Consider the following 18,049-nt stretch of genomic DNA (forward strand, 5'->3'; position numbering starts at 1 on the left):
ACCTGCTTGGTACGACGGTGATCGCCGGCGGGCCGATTGTGGTCACGTGGCGGCTGCATCGGATGCAGTGGACGGGCATGGTGGTGCGGTCGTTGGCGGTGGTCGCGTTGGGCGCGGCGGTCGCCGCGGGGCTGGATGCGACGCGCCTCACAGCCGGCTTCACCGGCGTGCTGGCCGCGCTGGTGGCGGCCGTTGTGGTATTCGCGACAGGTGTCCTGATTCTGCTGCCTGAGCTGCGCAAACTCTACGCGGTGGCGCGCCGGAAAGGGCAGCTGTGATCGCCCCGAACCGGGTAGTTCGGGGCACACATCCGCAAGGCCGGCACCCTTCGGTGCTAAGCTTTTCTGGTCACGTGCTGCTGTCCGCGAGCAGCCGGCGGCACCTGCTCTGAATGCCCAGGGCAGAGGTCACCGGCAGCGGCGGAGGAGAGCTTCGAGCAGGGTTCAGAAGCTCCAAGCGGCCCGACGGACACCGGTGGTGCCGATCGAGGAGGCTCGGCTTGACCGTTCTATCTAGGGGTGGGCCCGCTGTGGCCTCTGCACCCCTCACAGTGACGACCGCGGCGGTTTCCGGTCGTCCAGGCGTGCCCCAGTCTTCGCTGATCTCCCAGCTCTCTGACGAGCTGGTGAAGCGCGGCCGGATCCAGCGGGTGGCAACCCGTGGCCTGGACATCTTGCTCGCGAGCGCGGCATTCTGCTTTCTTCGCCGTTCATGCTGGTCGCCCTGCTGTGGGTGGCCATCGACTCGCCCGGGCCGGTGCTTTTCCGGCAGCAGCGGGTCGGCCGCGGCGGGCGGATGTTCACGATGCTCAAGTTCCGGTCGATGCGGACCGGGGCGGACGAGAACGTCCACAAGGAGTACGTGCAGAAGATCTACACAGAGGGCGCCAGCACGGTGGCGGCCAAGCTGCACAACGACGACCGGGTGACCCGGTCCGGCAAGCTGCTGCGCAAGACCAGCCTGGACGAGCTGCCGCAGCTGTTCAACATCCTCGGCGGCTCGATGAGCCTGGTCGGACCCCGCCCGGTGCTGCCGTACGAGGTCGAGGTGATGGGCCCGGAGAACCTGGACCGGTTCGCCGTCAAGCCCGGCCTCACCGGCCCCTGGCAGGTGTACGGCCGCGGTCGGGTGACATTCTTGGAAATGATGGAGCTGGACGTCAGCTACGCGCGCAAGGCCAGTGTGTTCACCGACTTGGGGCTGATCATTCGTACGCCCCTCGCGGTGCTCTCCGGCAAGGGCGCGAAGTGACGAGGGCGTTGGTGTGATCGCCGCGCCGCCGCTGGCTCGCCGGCCTGGGGTCAGTTACTGAACTGACCCCAGGACACAACTTCACGCGAGAAATCTTCGACGGCGACCTGACTGGATACTGGCGATAGTGACCACTTTGACGACTGCTGACCTGGCCCCTTCTGCCCAGCCGGAACCGGCACCCGATCCCAGGCCACTGTCCGCGCCGATTTCGCGCGCGCTCAGCCTGGTGGTGCTCGTTCTGCTTGCCGCCCTTCTGGTGGACGTTCTCTTCGAGGGCTGGGTGCAACAGCTCTTCGGCCACCCCGGACTACCCAACGCCAAGGGCGATCCCACGTGGATTCTTGCGGACTGGCCCAAGAACGTCAAAACAGGGCTTTTCCTCCTGGTGCTCGGCTTTACCGTTATCAAGGTAGCCGTTGACAAAAGCTGGCGGGACTTTTTCACCAAGGCCGAGCTGGCTTTGGTCGCCCTGGGCGTCATCATGGCGATTTCCGGGTTCTTCGGCGGGCGCGGCGCGGTACTGATCGGGCAGGCGCTGTTTGTCTACTTCCGCGGTGTCATCGTGTTTTTCGCGTGGCGCGCGGTGCGGCCGACCACCAAGCAGCTGAAGCCGATCCTTTATCTGGTCGGTGGCATCGCGGTGCTCAACGCGGGGCTGGCGATCGTCGAGACCCTGATCGGCTACCCGGCGTACCAGTGGCTCGGCTGGACCGACCTCACCTGGGCCCGGATCAACCGGGCGCACGCGCTGCTGAACCACCCGAACCACCTCGGGCATTTCCTGATGATCGTGGAGATCGGGCTGATCGCCTGGTTCAGCACCAAGGACAAGATCTCCAAGAAGCTGTGGTTCCTGTTCGGTTTCCTCGCGCTGGGCATGTCGGCGACCCAGTCACGCGAATCGGCGATCGGGTTCGTCTTGGCCGCCGTGGTGATCTGGTGGATGCGCCGGCGCCCGGTACGGCCGCTGGCCATCGCGCTGATCCTGGTGGTCGGCTTCACCGGCCTGCAGCTGCTGAACAGCACCGAGAACAGGGTGACGCTGGAGAAGCGGATTCTCGGCGTGTTGGCCGCGCTGCATTTCGGCGCCGGGTCATCGGCCGAGGACCAGCCGGGCATCCCGGCCCGCGAGATCCGGGTGCTGTTCTACCAGCAGGGAGCCAAGCTGTTCGTCGAGCGGCCAGTGCTCGGCTACGGCGTCGGCCAGTTCGGCGGCACGGTGGCCTTCCAGCACGACCCGACCTGGTACAAGAAGTTCAACTTCAACCTGTACGGCGCGAAGCCCGACCAGGTCGACTCGTTCTGGTTGCACCTGGCCGTGGAGACCGGCGCGCTGGGCGTCCTGGGTTACCTGGTCTGGCTGTTCTTCCTGATCGCGCCCATGGTCCGGTCGCGTACGAGGGGACCGGACGTCTCGCCGTACGTGCTGTGGGGGGGCCGCCGGTGGTGGTCGCGCCGCGGTGGTGGCGGCCTTCCTGTCGCCCTCGCTGGAGGACCAGCTGTTCCCGGTGTTGTTCTTCACCGTGCTCGGGCTCGGGTGGTCGGCGCTGCGACGTGGCGACAACGCGGACACCGTGCCGGCCACCCTGCTGGCCGGTCCGGCGCTGTCGGTGACCAAGTTCTGGCGGCCGGCGGTGCTCGCCGAAGGCGCGACCGACGACCACCTGAAGTTCAGCTGGCGGTCGCCCAAACCGGCCGTCGCCGACGCGGCTCCGGCGGCCTCGGCGACCGGGCCAGCGCACGCCGCACCGGAACCTGCAGTGCCTGAGGATTCTGCTGAAACAGCTGGCCAGCAGGCCGATGACGGGCCCGATCCGGGCTCCGAGGACGCCACCGGCCGGCATCGCAGCGGGTGACTGGCCGCACATCGGCGGTAGCCGGATTTCGGTTCCCCGGCCGGTCGCTGGCACACTGAACCGCTGGCGCACCCCGGAGCGGTCCACAGCCGGCCGGGCAGTGCGGCGGAACTAGAGGCGCAATGGGGCGCCTCACCCGAAGGGAGGCTCACAGACCTGTGAGCGCACCAACTGCTGACGGCATCGCCCAGATCGGCTTCGGCTACTGGGGTCCGAACTTGTCTCGCAACCTCGCGGCCCACGCCGCTGGTCGCTGGCGGCACCTGGTCGACCTGTCCCCGGAGCGCCGGGACAAGGCCGCCTCGCTCTACCCGCAGATCAACGTCACCGAGGACCTGGACAAGGTGCTCGCGGACGAGACGGTCGGCGCGGTCATCGTGTCCACCCCAGCGGCCAGTCACGCGTCGCTGGCGCGCAAGGCGCTGGACGCCGGCAAACACGTCTTCGTGGAGAAACCGCTCGCGCTGACCACCGCGGACGCCGTGAGTGTCGCGGAGCAGGCGGACCAGGCCGGGCTGGTGCTGATGGTGGGGCACACGTTCGAGTTCGTGCCGGCCGTACGCAAGATGAAGGAGATCATCATCGACGCCGGAGACATCGGCGACGTGCTCTACATCCACTCGCAGCGGCTGAACCTGGGCCGGATCCAGAGCGACATCAACGCGTTCTGGTCCATCGGTCCGCACGATGTCTCGATCGCGAACTACCTGACCGGCAGCAATCCGGAGTGGGTGTCCGCGCGCGGCGCCCGCTACCTGAACGAGACCGTCGAGGATGTCACGTTCGTGACCGTCGGCTACCCCGGCGGCATCCTCGCGCACATGCACGTCTCGTGGCTGGACCCGTCCAAAACCCGCAAGACCACGGTCGTGGGCAAGGACAAGATGCTCGTGTACGACGACATCGACGCCGACGCGAAGCTCAAGGTCTACGACAAGGGCGCGGACCGGCTGGACGCCGACTCGTACGGTGCTTATCAGTACCGCCTGCGGGACGGCGAAATGCACGTACCGCGGCTGGAGATGGTCGAGCCGCTCGCGACCGAGCTCAAGCACTTCCTGGAGTGCACGGTGACGGCGAGCGTCCGCGTACGGACGGCTGGAACGGCGCCCGCGTGGTGGCCGTACTCGAAGCCGCCGACAAGTCCCTGAAGGCCGACGGGGACAAGGTGAAGATCGATCTGCCGGTCTCTTCATGACGGCGGCTCTGACGATTTCTCCGCTCGCTGTCGTGGACAGCAGGGCGGAGTTGGGTGCCGGCACGGTGGTCGAGGAGTTCTGCTCGATCGGCCGCGCCGGGCCTGACCAGCCGTTGGTGGTGGGCGCGGGTTCGACGCTGCGCAGCCACACGGTGATGTACGCGGGCAGCACGATTGGTGCCCGGTTCGCCTCCGGTCACCACGCGATGATCCGCGAGAACTGCACGATCGGTGACAACGTCTCGGTCGGCTCGCTCACCGTGCTGGAGTTCAACGTCACGGTGGCCGACGGCGTACGCATCCATTCCCAGTGCTTCATCCCCGAGTACACGGTGCTCGAGGAGAAGGCCTGGATCGGGCCGCGGGTGACGGTGACCAACGCGCCGTTCCCCCGCGCTGCCAGCACATGCCCGACTGCCTGGTCGGGGTGCGCATCGGCCGTGAGGCCAAAGTGGGGGCGAACGTGACCCTGCTTCCCGGCGTCCAGATTGGGGAACGGGCGCTGGTTGGTGCGGGCGCGGTGGTGACCAAGGACGTGACGTGCCAGCCGGCGCGGTCGTGGTCGGCAACCCCGCGCGCGTGGTGAAAACCATCGACGAGCTGATCTGTACGGTCGGCGAACCGCACCCCCCGTATCCCTCGTCCGCGAACTAACAGTTTCTGGAGTATTCAATGCCGAACATTCCACTGGTAGACCTCAAGGCCAACTACGCCCGGCACAAAGAGGGCATCGACGCCGCGATGAAGGAGGTCATCGACAACACCGCCTTCATTCAGGGCCCCGCGGTCAAGCAGTTCGAGGCCGATTTCGCCGCCTTCTCGCAGGTCAAGTACGCCGTGGGTCGCGTCGCGTCCGGCACCGCCGCGCTGCACCTGGCGATGGTCGCCGCGGGCATCGGCCCCGGTGACGTGGTCGCCACCCCGTCGCACACCTTCATCGCCACCGTCGAGGCGATCAGCTACACCGGCGCCACCCCGCGGTTCATCGAGATCGACCCGGAGACGGGCCTGATGGACCCGCAGGAGCTGAAGAAGAACATCGACGGCGTCAAGCTGGTGCTGCCGGTGCACATCCACGGCCGCCCGGTCGACCTGGACGCCATTGGCGCGATCTGCGCCGACGCCGGCATCCCGCTGATCGAGGACGCCGCGCAGGCGCAGGGCTCGGACTACATCAAGGCCGACGGCACCAAGGTGCGTTGCGGCGGGTACGGCCTGGCCGCCTGCTTCTCGTTCTACCCCGGCAAGAACCTGGGCGCCTTCGGTGACGCTGGCGCGGTCACCACCAACGACGAGGCGTTCGCGAAGAAGGTCGCGCAGCTGCGTGACCACGGCCGTACGAGCAAGTACGTGCACGAGATGCTGGGCTTCCCGGAGCGGCTCGACACACGCTGCAGGCCGCCGTCCTGAAGGTCAAGCTGACCACGTTGGACGCGGACAACGAGCGTCGCCGCGAGATCGCCAAGCTCTACAGCGAGAAGCTGGCTGGCGTCGGCGACCTGCGTACCCCGCCGGAGACCCCGAACCTGATCTCGAACTACCACCACTACGTCCTGCGGACCGGCCAGCGCGACGCGTTGGAGGCGTTCCTGAAGGAGAACGGCGTCGGCGTGGTCATCCACTACCCGGTGCCGGTGCACCTGCAGCCGTCGTACGCGGACCTCGGCTACAAGAAGGGCGACATGCCCATCACCGAGGCGTACGCGGACAGCATCGTGTCGCTGCCGATCTTCCCGGAGCTGACCAACGAACAGGTCGACACCGTGGTCGCGGCCGTGAAGAAATATTTTGAGCAGGTTTGATTTCTAAGGCGCAATAGGCCGGTGTCGCCCGGGGCGCCCAAAGCAACAGCGGACCAGGCCGTGGTGCGGATTGGTGTGGATCTACCATTTGGCACCAATCCGGTCACCAGGGACAAGGCAGGCAGGCAGGTACTCGCTATGACAGCAGCGCTTCGGATCCTGGCAGTCACCAACCTTTGGCCGGAAGGCGGAAGCTTTCGCGGAGTTTTTGTTGAGGAACAGGTCGAAGCGTTGCGCAAGCTCGGGCACCACGTGGATGTTGAGGTCGTCGCGCAGTCGCGGGGCAGCAAGGACTACTTGCTTGCCGCCCCGCGGGTGCGGGCTCGTGTTAAGGCCGGCTCGTACGACGTGGTGCACATCCATTACGGCATGACTGCCGCGTCCGCCCGGCTGGTCGGCAATGTGCCGCGCGTTCTTTCGCTCTATGGCAGCGATGTGAACTCGCCCAAGGAACACCGCATCACCCAGCTCGGCTCCGGTGGCGTGGCCAAACGCATCTATGTTTCGAAGCGGCTGGCGCAGACCGCGGGCGACCAGGACGGCGTGGTGATCCCGAACGGGGTCGATTTCGCCACGGTTCGCCGCCGCCGATCGGGAGGCGGCACGGGCCGCGCTCGGCATCGAACCGCACGAGAAGGTCGTCCTTTTCGGTGGTATGCCGACAAACTCCGTCAAGGGCTACGACGTTTTCAGTGACGTGCTCAAGGAGCTGAAGGCGTCCGACGACTCGATCCGCGAGCTGGTGCTGTCCGCGCCGAACCAGCCGGTCGAGAAGATCGTTGAGAAATACAACGCGGCTGACGTGTTCCTTTTCACGTCCCGCAAGGGATCCGAGGGCTCGCCGACGGTGGTCAAGGAGGCCGTCGCGATGGGTTTGCCGGTGGTCAGCGTGGACGTCGGCGACGTCGCCGAGATCACCCGCGAGGTCACGCCGTCTCAGGTGGTCGCCTTCGCCGAGCCGTGGGGCACGCCGGCCGCGCGCGAGGCGCTGGTGAAGTCGCTGGCCGACGCGGTGACCGAGGTGCTCGACACTAAGTCCCGCTCCAACGGCCGCGAGGCCTGTGGATGGCTCGACTCACCACACGGATCGCCGAACGGATCGTCGAGGTCTACCGGTCGGTGGTCCGTTGAGTCCGGAAGGTAGAAAGACGGCATGAATTCAGCGCTGGTCACCGGAGCCCACGGGTTCGTCGGCACGCACGTACGGGCGGAGCTGGCCGAGCGCGGCTGGGAGGTGATCAGCCTTGGGCGGGCGGAGCGTACGGACGACCACTACGTCCGGCACGACCTCGCTGACCCGACCGGCATCGACGCGCTCGCCCAGCAGGTCGGCGACCTCAAGCCGGACGTGATCTTCCACCTGGCCGCCTCGCCGGCCTTCAAGGCGGCCGGCGGCGACCCCACCGCGCTGGTGGCCGACGCGGTCTCAGCGACCTTCAACCTGTGCCGCGCGATGGTTGCGGCCGGCAGCAAGGCGCGGCTGCTGGTGGCCGGCTCCTCGGCCCAGTACGGCGCGCTGCCCCGAGAGCTGAACCCGGTGACCGAGGACGCTCCGCTGCGCCCGGTCAACGCGTACGGACACGCCAAGGTCGCCGCCGAGGCCACCGCGATGGCGTTCGCGGCCACCGGGGCGCTCGACGTGATTCCGGTACGCGCCTTCAACCACATCGGTCCCGGCGAGCCGCCGACCACGGTCGCGAGCGCATTCGCCCGCCGCATCGCGGACGTGCGTGCCGAGCTTTCCGACACGGTCACCGTCGGAGACCTCGACGCGGTCCGCGATTTCACCGACGTACGCGATATCGCCGCTGGCTACGTTGAGCTGGCCGAACGCGGTGAGTCAGGCCGGCTTTACAACCTGTGTTCGGGCCGCGAGGCGACCGTTGGCGCGGTCCTGGCGGCTTTGCTGGCCGCAGGGGGGTTGGACCCCTCGGTGGTGAGGGTCACGGACCCGCCATCGGGCGCCGCGAACCGACCTGGCAGCATTCCGTATCAGGTCGGTTCTCCCGCGCGCGTGCGTGCGGAGATCGGGTGGAGCGCTCAGCGGCCGCTGGCCGACAGTGCGGCCGACCTGCTGGACGCCGTGGAGAAGGCTGGACGCCCGTGACGGAAGGACAACCGGTGCAAAGTTGGGCAGGCCGGAAGGTTCTGGTGACCGGTGCCGGAGGGTTTATCGGCTCACACCTGGTCGAGGAACTGGTACGCGCAGGCGCGCAAGTGCGGGCGATGGTGAAGTACAACGGCCGCTCCGAGATCGGCATGCTGGCGCTCTCGCCGGCAGACGTACGCGAGTCGATCGAGATCGTGCACGGAGACATCACCGACCCGTTCTACGTGAAACATGTGTGTACGGACCGTGATGTTGTCTTCCACCTCGCGGCCCTGATCGCCATCCCGTACTCGTACACCGCGCCGAAGTACTACGTGGACGTGAACGTCAACGGCACGCTCAACGTGCTGCAGGCGGTTCGCGAGCTGGAGATCCCGCGGATGGTGCACACGTCGACCTCGGAGACGTACGGCACCGCGCTGTACACCCCGATCGACGAGAAGCACCCGCTGCAGCCGCAGTCGCCGTATTCGGCGTCCAAGATCGGTGCGGACTGCATGGCCGAGTCGTTCTACCGGTCCTTCGGGACACCGGTGGCCACGATTCGCCCGTTCAACACGTACGGACCACGGCAGAGCGCGCGAGCGGTCATCCCGACCATCGCGAGCCAGCTGCTGGCCGGCCGCGACCAGGTCAAGCTGGGCGATCTTCGGCCGGTACGCGACCTGACGTTCGTGACGGACACCGCGCGCGGCTTCATGGCGGTCGCGAATGCCGATGAGTGCATCGGCACCGCCACCAACGTCGGCAACGGCAAGGGCATCACCATCGGTGACCTCGCCGCGTTGATCGCCGAGGTGGCTGGCCGTCCGGACGTACCGATCGTCGAGGACACCCAGCGGCTGCGGCCGGCCAAGAGTGAGGTGTTCGAGCTGATCGCGGACGCTTCGGCGGCCAAGAAGCGGGCCGACTGGGAGCCGCAAGTGTCGCTGCGCGAGGGGTTGTCCAGAGTCGTGGACTACGTCAAGAGCAGCAACCTGCACCGCTATGACGTGGACCGGTATACGACATGAGGGCGGTCATTCTGGCCGGTGGCAAGGGGACGCGGCTAAGACCGTTCACCACCAGCTTCCCCAAGCCACTGATGCCGGTCGGTGACATACCGATCCTGGAGATCGTGCTCCGCCAGTTGCGGATGCACGGAGTCACGGACGTAACGATGCTGACCGGGCACCTGGCGTACCTGCTCGAGGGCTACTTCACCGACGGTTCGCACCTGGGCATGAAGATCGAGTACATCCGCGAGGACAACCCGCTCGGCACCGCCGGACCGCTGCGGTCGCTGACCGGCAAGGTGTTCGACGACTTCTTCGTGATGAACGGCGACCTGCTCTGCAACATGGACTTCAGCGACTTGATGAAGCAGCACAAGTCCGAGGCCAATCCGGTCACCGTCTCCACGTACGTCCGCAGTGAGAAGATCGAGCTGGGCGTGCTGAAGGTCGCCGAGGGCGGCCGGGTGTACGGGTACGAGGAGAAGCCGACGCTGCGCTACGACGTCTCGATGGGCGTCTATGCGATGTCGCCAAGCGTGCTGGAGCGGATCCCGGACGGCTTCTACGACATGCCGACGCTGATCCTGGACCTGCTGGCCGCCGGCTTCGAGGTCGGCAGCCGCCGGCACGACGGCCTGTGGCTCGACATCGGCCGCCCGGACGACTACGACGAGGCCAACTACCTCTTCCGCAATGACCCGGAACTCTTCCTCCCCGGCTACGCCCCACCCTCCCGCTAGGTTTCGCTCTTCGGTGGCCCGTTCGCTGCGCTCGACGCAGCGGATGGGCCATCGACGTTTTTACGGCTCTGTTTATGGCTGTGTCTATGGCCATGGCGAGGCGACGCGGCGGGGGGAGTGTGGGGCGGCGGTGAGAGGCCGGCCGACGCGGGCGAGGTGCAGGAGTTGCGGTGCGGCGAAGCCGAGGCGGTCGGCGAGGCGGCGGCGGGTAGTGGGGGCGTCGATGATCTGGCTGAGCGGGTGGTTCGCGAATCCGTGCGACGACAGGGTCAGCCAGATCCGCATCAGCACCCGGCCGAAGGTCACCTGGGTGTCCACATCGCTCTCCGGCGGCCCCACCAGGACGATCGCGGTGCCGTCGTACGCGAGCAGCGACTTCGACGCGGCGGCGAGCGCGGTCGCGAGGCCCAGGCGGTGCAGCGGGCGGTGCACGGCGAGAGCGGCGTGCAGGCCGGCCGCCTCGGCACGGCTGAGCGCCAGCGCGCGGTCGGACAGCCCGTCGCGGTGGTAGGACGGGTGCGTACGGGCAAGCCGCACCCACTCGGCCAGCTCTTTCGTCACCGGCACCGACGAGAACAGGTGCCGGTCGGCTTCGTAGAGCAGAGCGGCCACATCGCGCGTACCAACCGCACGCACCGCGCCGCCGGCCGTACTGGCGAGGGCGTTGAGCTCGGCCAGCAGGGACTCGTCGAGCTGGCCGGGTTCGTACGCGCCGCGGTTCGACGCACGTTTGCGCACGTCGTCGGCCGTGAAGGGAGAGGCGTACGGGCCGGCTGCGTCCATCAGCCGGCCGATTCGGTGATCGCCGTGGTCCGGTGTGAAGTCGATCGGCAGGCCGGCCGATCCGGCGACCACGAGAGCTGTCTCCACGAAAGCGCCGAGGGAGAGCTGCAGGTCGCGGCCGGTCGGGTCGCCGGCCGGCAGTTCGCAGGCCCGGTCCCAGCCGATGTCAATGGCACTGTCCTGATAGTTGAGCGTCCACGGTTGGGTGTTGTGTGCGCTCGGCGCCCGCCAGATGATCGGCTCAAGCGCGGCGAAGGCCCGCTGGTCCATCAGATTTCCTTCTCATAGAAGGCATAGCCGTGCAATGGCCGGCCGCCCATCGCGCGATACTGGGCCGCCGACGCGGGGTTGGTGCGTTCGACGTACGTGCTGCGCAGTGTGTCGTAGCCGCCGGCTCGCAGATTTTTGAGCAGCTCGCGGGAAAGCAGCCGCTGATAGCCGTGGCCCTGTTTCGCCGGGAACAGTGCCCTTGATGACCAGGATCGCCTCCCGCCGATAGCGACTGCGGCTGACCAACAGCCGCAACTGGTTGACCGCGTTCAGGTTTCCGCTGGTTTTCCGGACGAAATCGGAGATGTCCGGGATGCACAACACGAAAGCCGCCGGGCGACCGGCTTTGGTCAGGTAGAGCAGCAAAGATTCGTCGATCAGGTACGCGAGGCCATCCGTCTGTCGAGCCAGCTGTTCGGCGGAGATCTCGGTGTAGTAGCCGAGCTGGGCGAAGCTGGCGTTCAGCATCCCGCGCAGGATCGGCAGCTGCTCTGCCAGATGTCGCCGGCTGCCACGATGCAGCTCCAGATCCCCGAACAAGTCACCTTCGAAAGGGAAAACCTCGTGGACCGATCGCGGATCGTCCTGCAGGTGGTCGCAGATCCAGGTCTCGGACGGAAATCTCGCCTTAAAGCCGTTGCTCGCGTACGCGTCTGGGTAATAGGCGGGATTCCACCCGCTGTCGACGACGAAGCCGCGCTGGTCGAAGCCGGAGGTGATGACTCCGCCGGATTGATTTGGCAGCAACGAAACCGGCCCGAACACCGACGCCCGGCCGGCTTGCAGGCCAGCCATGCAGATTTCCTCAAAGAGCGTCTTCGTGACCGTGTCGTCGTCGACGAATTCGGTGAGCCCGAAGAGCTGGACTGGCCGGCCGAGTTTGCGGTCGAAGTCCGGGTCGGTGTGCAGGGTCGTACGAGCGACCACCTCGCCAGCCGCGTCCCGGAGCAGGTGCAGTCGTACGCCCGGCACCTCGCCACCGTGCCAACCGCGGATCTGCTGATGCATTGTTGGGATATAGCGTGGATCGTGACCGTGGAGCCGGTCGGGGGGAAAGCCAGGAAATCGGCCAGGTCACGGCGGGTACGGACCGGGGTGAGTCTCATCGGACGCGCGCCTTCCGGATGACCGGCGGACCGGCGGTTTCGTTGCCCAGCGGGGTAAAGGTGTCGATGTGCTGCATGGCGCCGTCCTCAGCGCGCCAGATTCCCTGTGCGTAGCCGGATTCCGCCGCGCTGTAGAGCCGAATCCACCCTCCGAGGGGCGTTCTTCTTCCCGTCGCTGATCCACGGCATCAGGGCCCGGTGATGTTTGCTGCGGGCGAACCGCAACAGCGCCTCCCGGTCCTCGAAGAACGCGATGGTGCCGAGGGTGAACGGAAACTCCCAGTAGACGTGGTGCCAGACGTAGCCGCGCATCCGTTTCATGTCGCGTACCAGCTGGAACCACGTACGGCTCAGCGAGACGATCGAGCCCGGGCCGCGATAACGGGTGGCGCCGATGAACATCGCGGTGGCCCGGGCTTTGTCCGGTGCCTGCGAGAAGTCGGTAGTCCTCATGACCGGTCACCCGTTTCCCTGACGAGGTAGGTGTTCTTGAGTTTCTGAGCGATGGCCGCGAAAGGGCCGGCCGCCGGATCGAAGATCCGCACCCGTACGTCGGCCGCGGTGGGATCTTCGGCGAGTGCTGGGCGAAGTCGCGGGACACCTTGGCCAGGTGCCGCAGAACGCCCGCACGGCAGGTGGCCGCCAGCTCTTCGCGTTCCGGGTCGCCGATCGGTTGGCGCAGCTCGATGTTCACGATCGGACGGGACTCGTGGTCGGCGGTCTCCACCAGCGAGAGGCTGAAGCGGCTGATCATTTCGGCCAGCGGGTTTTCTTCGTACAGGCCGTATTCCACATCTTGTGGGTAGATGTTGGCGCCCATGTACGAAATCGTGCTGTCGGCGCGTCCGTAGAGCAGCAACAACGGCAGGCTCATCCGCTCGCCGCCGGTGGCCTCCATGGCCGCCTGCCAGCGCGCGGGCTCGCGCTTGAGGATCCGGACCACGTCCTCGTACGACCGCAGGGCCGCCTCGTCGCCGATGTTGTAACGCAGTTTTGGCTGCAGCGCGTGCGTTGACGTGACCGTGCAAAGAAGTTCGCTGCTGTTGTTGACCTCGAGGTAGGTGTCGAGCGGGTTGTACTGGAAGATCATCGGCAGCCGTTGTTCGTCCGCGCCGATCAGCTCGGCCCGCAGCTCGGGGTCGGCGAGCAGTTCTTTGCGCAGCCACACAGTAAAACCTGTCTCGACGCCCATCCCGATGGTCAGGTCGCTGGCGCCGAAGCAGGAGCGTACGGAGGCGAACCGTTCGGTCAGGTAGTCGCGCAGTGCCTCGGTGAGCGCCTCACCGCCGACGACGCCGTGGATTTTGTACGCCGGCCAGTCAAAACCTTCGGAGTCCAGCCGGTCGCGCAGGTGCTTGAGGAACGGCGGGTACGCGGTGATCAGGTAGTCGAAGTCCGGGCCGAAATGCGCCAGGGTGTCGACGATCTTGTCCAGATCGGGACCGGTGTTCTTCACCATCGCGACTTTCAGCATCGCGATGCCGGTGTTCGTGCCGGTCGCCCACGCGCCCATCGAGAACGCGTTGATCACGAATGGCTTGCGGACCTGGAAAATCAGGCCGGTATAGCAGGCCGGTTGCGGTAGACCGCGGCCAGCTCGCGGTGGCCGCGTACCCAGTTGAACGGCCGTCCCGAGGACCCGGACGACTCGTCCACCATCGTGCCGACCAGGTCCAGCCGGCCGTTCCGGCAGCGGCTGATCTCGTCGTACGCCTGCACGTAGGTCTTCTTGCTGGTCTCCGGGAAATCCTTGCGACCGCGGAGAAAGTCGCGGTAGGCCGGCACACTGAGGGCGGCCAGCCGGCAGGTCGCCCGGGCGTGCACGCGGGCCAGCCGGCTCAGCCCGGGCCGGTAACGGCGTACCAGCCGCCGCCAGATCGCCGGATGCAGTGACGACAAGTGGTATGCCCAGGTCAGGCCGACGCAGAAGATCCGCAGGACCAGCAACATCAGGCGTTCGGACGGCGTACGCCCGGCCAGCACCGGCTTGCTCGGCCGCGGCGTCACGTCCGGCACGTCCAGCTCCCGGTTCACCCGGTCGCGGTACGAGGTGAGGCTGTTCGACACCGTGTAGGCCGCGTGCGCTGGCAGGTCGGCTGACCGCAGGCTCGCGTAAGCGGTGGTGATCGCGTCGGAGAGATAGCTGGCGAGGGTGGGAACGAGGGAAAACATCCGCGGCGTCCGATGGTCTCGAGGCTGGCTTGCTGTCGAGTTCCATCGTTCGCGACCAGCGGCTTTGCCAGCAGCGCCAAAGACACCAGGTGCGCTGAGTACTTCTACCCGTTCACAGCCAACCGCGGCGACCGGCTTGCAGGCCGGCTTGGAAACGGGTCTGGGCGCCGAGGTCGGCCATGATGTCCCGAAGGTGGCGTTGGACCGTACGCGGATGCCAGCCGAGGTGACGGCCGATGGCTTCGTCGGTGAGGCCGGCGGCCAGCAGGCTCAGCAACTGCCGGTCGCTGACCGTACGCGGCTGCCCGGTCGCCTGCGCGGGCTGGCCGGCGGAGGGTTCGTCGAAGCGGACCGGCACGGCGGTCCCCCAGATCGCTTCGAACAGCGCTATCAGCGTGTCCCAGCAGCGACGACGAGTGAATGACCAGCGCACTGTCACTGGTGGCGGGACGTTCCAGCGAGATCAGCCCGAGGGAGTCGTCGGCGATGAACATTTTGACCGGTACGCCACCGGCGACGCGCACCTCTTCGCCCTGGGCGGCGAATTCCTGTGCCACCGCGAGTCGGCCGGGCAGGTCCAGGCCGGCGGTGTCGTACACGGTCCGGTAGCGGATCCCGCGGGCCAGTGCCTCCTTTTCCACGTCGTTGGTCAGCCCGCCGGCTATATATGGCGGGCGGTCGAAGATCCGGACCTGCTCGACGGCGGCCCGCTGCACCTGCTCGCAGCGTTGAAAGACCGCCTCGGAGCTGGTCACCACCTCGACGATCTCCTCGGGCCGGGTGGCCACCCGGCGGGAGTGATAGCGCTCCATAAGGTTCTTGGCCGTCAGGCGTACCTGCTGCAGCTCCCGCTCGGCGGACCGGACCAGGACCTCCAGCGCCACATCCGGCGGGGCCGGCTGGTAGCGCACCGGCCGGCCGGACAGCCGGGAAACCAGACCCTTGGCCTCCAGCGCCACCAACGCGGTCGGCACCGCGGGACCCGGCACGCACTCGCGGATCTGCGCCACGGTGGCTGGCGACTGTTCCAGCAGAGCCAGGTAGGTCGCCTGTTCCGCTTCGGTCAGGCCGATCGCTTCCAGCACCCGTCGCTCCTGTCCCGGTACGCACGCAATGCAGGGGGAATGCCTGTTGTCGTATTCACGACATTGCCGGGAAATACATCATGCCGGCTCTTTCGCCGGCTCGGGCCCGAATGCCAGCCTGAGGTGCCGGTGGTGTTAGGCGAACGCGCGCGAGACCGCAGACCAGCCAAGAAACGGGACTCGCGCGGCCAACGTTTCGTTCGCCCATCGTCCGGTTCGAGTGCGGCGGTGGCATCGGTCCCCACCCCCAAGCCGCCGCCGCCTCGGTTTTTTCGCCGCGTTTGGACGGGCGACTAATCGGGCGAACCGCACCGGTGGCAGCATGTCATGTCAGCCGTGAGCGGGATCACCGCCGGCATCCGGCCGGCCGGTCGCGATGAGTGTGGTGCTCGCGCTGCCCGCGACCGCATCCGGTGGGCTGTCACTGCTGGTCGCCGCGGCGCGCGGCGATCGTGCTCGCCGTGCTCGTGCTCGCGGTCGTGATCATCGCGGTCATCCGGCGCCGGCGCAGTCGTACCAGCGCGAACGAGCAGACCGGGTCGGAGGTGGGCTACCAGGTCCTGCACACCGCCACGCTGCTCGCGTGTGCGTTGCGCGGCGGACTGACGCAGTACGGTGCTCAGCGCGCACTGCCGCATCTCGCGGCGCTGCTCAGCGGCCAGGCGGTGGCGCTGGCCGACCGGGATGGGCTGCTCGCCTGGTACGGACCCGGCGAGCCCGAGCACGCCACCCGGATCACCTCCTTGATGGCCGAGTCGATCGCTCGCGCGCGGCCCGCGGTGCTGCCGCCCGGCGAGCTGCGCTGCGCGGACACCGACTGCCCGTTGGGCACCGGGGTAGCGGTGCCGCTGGACCGGTCCGGCCGTACGGTCGGCGCCCTCGCCGTCCTCACCGGCGGCGAGTCGACCGACGCGCTGGTGCTGGCCGCCGAGGAGGCCGGCCGCTGGGTGTCCGCGCAGCTCGGGTTCGCCGACGCCGACCGGCAGGCCAAAGCGTTGGCCCGCGCCGAGGTACGGGCGCTGCGGGCGCAGATCAGCCCGCACTTCATTTACAACGCGCTGTCCGCGATCGCCTCGTTCGTACGCACCGACCCGGATCGGGCCCGCGAGCTGATCGAGGAGTTCGCCGAGTTCACCCGCTACAGCTTCCGCTCGCACGGCGACTTCACCACGCTCGCCGAGAGAGCTCGGTCGATCGATCGATCGCTACCTGCTGATCGAGCGGGCCAGGTTCGGCCGCCGGCTGCAGGTCCGGATGCAGGTCGCGCCGCAGGTGCTCGGGGTGGCGGTGCCGTTCCTGTGCCTGCAGCCGCTGGTGGAGAACGCGATCCGGCACGGCCTGCCTGTCGGCCAAGCGCGGGATCGGCACGATCACCATCATCGCGTCCGACGCCGGGCCGGACTGCCTGCTGTCGGTGGAGGACGACGGCGTCGGCATGAAAGCGTCCGAGCTCGACCTGCCAGACACTTCTGGCGACATCGGGGAACATGTCGGGATGGCGAACGTGGACATCCGGCTGCGGTCGATGTTCGGGGATCGGTACGGGTTGCGGATCGACACCGCCCTCGGTGTGGGGACCAAGGTCAGCATGCGGGTGCCGCGATCCCATCCGGCCAGTGCCGGCGAGGGACGGCGATGAACAGCGGGCTGCGGGCGCTTGCGGTGGACGACGAGGCGCCGCAGCTGGACGAGCTGGCCTTCCTGCTGGGCGCGGATCCCCGGGTGGCCTCGGTGACCGTCGCGAGCGATGCCCTGCAGGCGCTTCGGATGCTGCGCGACGAGGGCATCGACGCGGTGTTCCTGGACATCCGGATGCCCGGCCTGGACGGCCTGGAGCTGGCCCGGGTGCTGCGCCGGTTCGTCAAGCCGCCGTCGGTGGTTTTCGTGACCGCGCACGAAGAACGCGCGGCTGACGCGTACCAGCTGGGGGCCGTGGACTACCTGCTCAAACCACTGCGGGCCGACCGCCTCGCGGAGTCGCTGCGCCGAGTGGTGGCCGCCCGCGGCGATGCCGAGGCGAGCCCGGGCACCGACGGCCGCGAAGAGGTCATCGCGGTCGAGCTGGGCGGCGTCACCCGGATGATCCACCGGTCCGCGGTGCGCTGGGTCGAGGCGCAGGGCGACTACGCCCGGCTGCACACCGCCGGCGGCTCGCACCTGATCCGTACCCCGCTGAGCGCCCTCGCCGACCGCTGGTCCGAGGCCGGTTTCGTCCGCATCCACCGGTCGTACGTGGTCGCCCTGTCGGCGATCAGCGAGCTGCGTACGACCGACTCCGGCTATGTGGTGATCGTCGACGAACTGCCGCTGCCGGTCAGCCGCCGGCACAGCCGAGCCGTACGGGACCGCCTGGTCGGCTATTGAATTGGCCGCAGTGTTGATGGCCGCAGTTCCTGCGGCGGCGCTGGGTTGATGGCCGCAGTTCCTGCGGCGGCGCATCCGGTTCGCGTCGCCGGGGCGCCCAAAAACCGGGCACCCCACCGCCACGAACCTGGGCGACCTCCGGTCCGCGCGGGCGGGGTGTGGATGGAAACCCGTGTGGCTGGTTTAGCCGCGACAAGCCGTTGCGGCGCGAAATTGTCGTAGGTGTCTGTTTTTCTTTCCCCCTCCCTTTGAACGGGCGGGGGTGGGTCGAGAGACATGGCCAACCGCCGACCGAAGGCTCAGCGCCTGTTGGG

The 18,049-nt window shown here is 67.5% G+C and carries 19 protein-coding genes and 1 pseudogene; 15 read left to right on the forward strand and 5 right to left on the reverse strand.

Features of this window, described 5'->3' with window-relative positions; translation table 11 throughout:
- Nucleotides 1-17: 17 nt before the first annotated feature.
- The 13 genes from GNX96_RS12880 to GNX96_RS12940 all read left to right on the forward strand — a co-directional run bounded on the left by GNX96_RS12880 (nucleotide 18) and on the right by GNX96_RS12940 (nucleotide 9,955).
- The gene (locus GNX96_RS12880; RefSeq protein WP_163568262.1) at nucleotides 18-278 is read left to right on the forward strand and encodes a hypothetical protein; all 261 of its coding nucleotides are present in this window, start codon (nucleotides 18-20) and stop codon (nucleotides 276-278) included.
- A 415-nt stretch (nucleotides 279-693) separates the two neighbouring features.
- Nucleotides 694-1,251, forward strand: a complete 558-nt coding sequence (locus GNX96_RS51320) for a sugar transferase (RefSeq protein ID WP_279580210.1) — start codon at nucleotides 694-696, stop codon at nucleotides 1,249-1,251.
- A gap of 127 nt (nucleotides 1,252-1,378) precedes the next feature.
- Nucleotides 1,379-3,022 carry an O-antigen ligase family protein gene (locus tag GNX96_RS12890; RefSeq protein WP_163568263.1) on the forward strand — a complete coding sequence of 548 codons (1,644 nt, stop codon included), beginning with the start codon at nucleotides 1,379-1,381 and terminating at the stop codon, nucleotides 3,020-3,022.
- A gap of 246 nt (nucleotides 3,023-3,268) precedes the next feature.
- Nucleotides 3,269-4,261: a Gfo/Idh/MocA family protein gene (locus GNX96_RS12895; RefSeq protein WP_163568264.1), complete on the forward strand. Its 993-nt coding sequence runs from the start codon at nucleotides 3,269-3,271 to the stop codon at nucleotides 4,259-4,261.
- A gap of 43 nt (nucleotides 4,262-4,304) precedes the next feature.
- Nucleotides 4,305-4,775 carry a hypothetical protein gene (locus GNX96_RS12900; RefSeq protein ID WP_163568265.1) on the forward strand — a complete coding sequence of 157 codons (471 nt, stop codon included), beginning with the start codon at nucleotides 4,305-4,307 and terminating at the stop codon, nucleotides 4,773-4,775.
- Nucleotides 4,715-4,894, forward strand: a complete 180-nt coding sequence (locus GNX96_RS12905) for a DapH/DapD/GlmU-related protein (RefSeq protein ID WP_279580188.1) — start codon at nucleotides 4,715-4,717, stop codon at nucleotides 4,892-4,894. The genes GNX96_RS12900 and GNX96_RS12905 overlap by 61 nt, the downstream gene beginning before the upstream one ends.
- 86 nt (nucleotides 4,895-4,980) lie before the next feature.
- Complete coding sequence (locus tag GNX96_RS12910; protein WP_163568266.1) at nucleotides 4,981-5,718, forward strand: DegT/DnrJ/EryC1/StrS family aminotransferase; 738 nt, start codon at nucleotides 4,981-4,983, stop codon at nucleotides 5,716-5,718.
- Nucleotides 5,719-5,735: 17 nt separating this feature from the next.
- Nucleotides 5,736-6,110, forward strand: a complete 375-nt coding sequence (locus tag GNX96_RS12915; protein ID WP_163568267.1) for a DegT/DnrJ/EryC1/StrS family aminotransferase — start codon at nucleotides 5,736-5,738, stop codon at nucleotides 6,108-6,110.
- 138 nt (nucleotides 6,111-6,248) lie between these two features.
- Nucleotides 6,249-6,806, forward strand: a complete 558-nt coding sequence (locus GNX96_RS12920) for a glycosyltransferase (protein WP_163568268.1) — start codon at nucleotides 6,249-6,251, stop codon at nucleotides 6,804-6,806.
- Entirely contained in the window at nucleotides 6,766-7,254 is a 489-nt protein-coding gene (locus GNX96_RS12925; protein WP_163568269.1) for a glycosyltransferase family 4 protein, read from the forward strand. The genes GNX96_RS12920 and GNX96_RS12925 overlap by 41 nt, the downstream gene beginning before the upstream one ends.
- Nucleotides 7,255-7,263: 9 nt before the next feature.
- Entirely contained in the window at nucleotides 7,264-8,217 is a 954-nt protein-coding gene (locus tag GNX96_RS12930; protein ID WP_163568270.1) for an NAD-dependent epimerase/dehydratase family protein, read from the forward strand.
- Nucleotides 8,218-8,261: 44 nt separating this feature from the next.
- Complete coding sequence (locus GNX96_RS12935) at nucleotides 8,262-9,233, forward strand: GDP-mannose 4,6-dehydratase (RefSeq protein ID WP_279580189.1); 972 nt, start codon at nucleotides 8,262-8,264, stop codon at nucleotides 9,231-9,233.
- Nucleotides 9,230-9,955 (forward strand): sugar phosphate nucleotidyltransferase, encoded by a 726-nt coding sequence (locus GNX96_RS12940; RefSeq protein WP_163568272.1) that lies wholly within the window; start codon nucleotides 9,230-9,232, stop codon nucleotides 9,953-9,955. Before GNX96_RS12935 ends, GNX96_RS12940 begins: the two co-directional genes overlap by 4 nt.
- An 84-nt stretch (nucleotides 9,956-10,039) precedes the next feature.
- Here GNX96_RS12940 and GNX96_RS12945 read toward each other — a convergent pair whose 3' ends face one another.
- The 5 genes from GNX96_RS12945 to GNX96_RS67160 all read right to left on the reverse strand — a co-directional run bounded on the left by GNX96_RS12945 (nucleotide 10,040) and on the right by GNX96_RS67160 (nucleotide 15,371).
- A complete protein-coding gene (locus GNX96_RS12945) occupies nucleotides 10,040-11,008 on the reverse strand; it encodes a nitroreductase (protein ID WP_163568273.1) in 969 nt (322 codons plus the stop codon).
- Nucleotides 11,009-11,020: 12 nt separating this feature from the next.
- On the reverse strand, nucleotides 11,021-12,016 hold the full coding sequence (locus GNX96_RS12950) for a hypothetical protein (RefSeq protein WP_279580190.1): 996 nt from the start codon (nucleotides 12,014-12,016) through the stop codon (nucleotides 11,021-11,023).
- Nucleotides 12,017-12,082: 66 nt separating this feature from the next.
- Nucleotides 12,083-13,645 (reverse strand): phenylacetate--CoA ligase family protein, encoded by a 1,563-nt coding sequence (locus GNX96_RS12960; protein WP_279580191.1) that lies wholly within the window; start codon nucleotides 13,643-13,645, stop codon nucleotides 12,083-12,085.
- Between the two features lie 23 nt (nucleotides 13,646-13,668).
- Entirely contained in the window at nucleotides 13,669-14,286 is a 618-nt protein-coding gene (locus tag GNX96_RS51325; protein ID WP_279580192.1) for a hypothetical protein, read from the reverse strand.
- A 104-nt stretch (nucleotides 14,287-14,390) separates the two neighbouring features.
- Nucleotides 14,391-15,371: a TrmB family transcriptional regulator gene (locus tag GNX96_RS67160; RefSeq protein WP_163568274.1), complete on the reverse strand. Its 981-nt coding sequence runs from the start codon at nucleotides 15,369-15,371 to the stop codon at nucleotides 14,391-14,393.
- Nucleotides 15,372-15,784: 413 nt separating this feature from the next.
- Here GNX96_RS67160 and GNX96_RS12970 point away from each other — a divergent pair.
- Together GNX96_RS12970 and GNX96_RS12975 are read left to right on the forward strand one after the other, a co-directional pair.
- Nucleotides 15,785-17,010 (forward strand): annotated as a pseudogene (locus GNX96_RS12970) (sensor histidine kinase).
- Nucleotides 17,007-17,735: a LytR/AlgR family response regulator transcription factor gene (locus GNX96_RS12975; protein ID WP_163568275.1), complete on the forward strand. Its 729-nt coding sequence runs from the start codon at nucleotides 17,007-17,009 to the stop codon at nucleotides 17,733-17,735. The pseudogene GNX96_RS12970 and the gene GNX96_RS12975 overlap by 4 nt, the downstream one beginning before the upstream one ends.
- The last annotated feature ends 314 nt before the right edge of the window (nucleotides 17,736-18,049 follow it).

Source organism: Fodinicola feengrottensis (assembly GCF_010993775.1).
GTDB lineage: Bacteria > Actinomycetota > Actinomycetes > Mycobacteriales > HKI-0501 > Fodinicola > Fodinicola feengrottensis.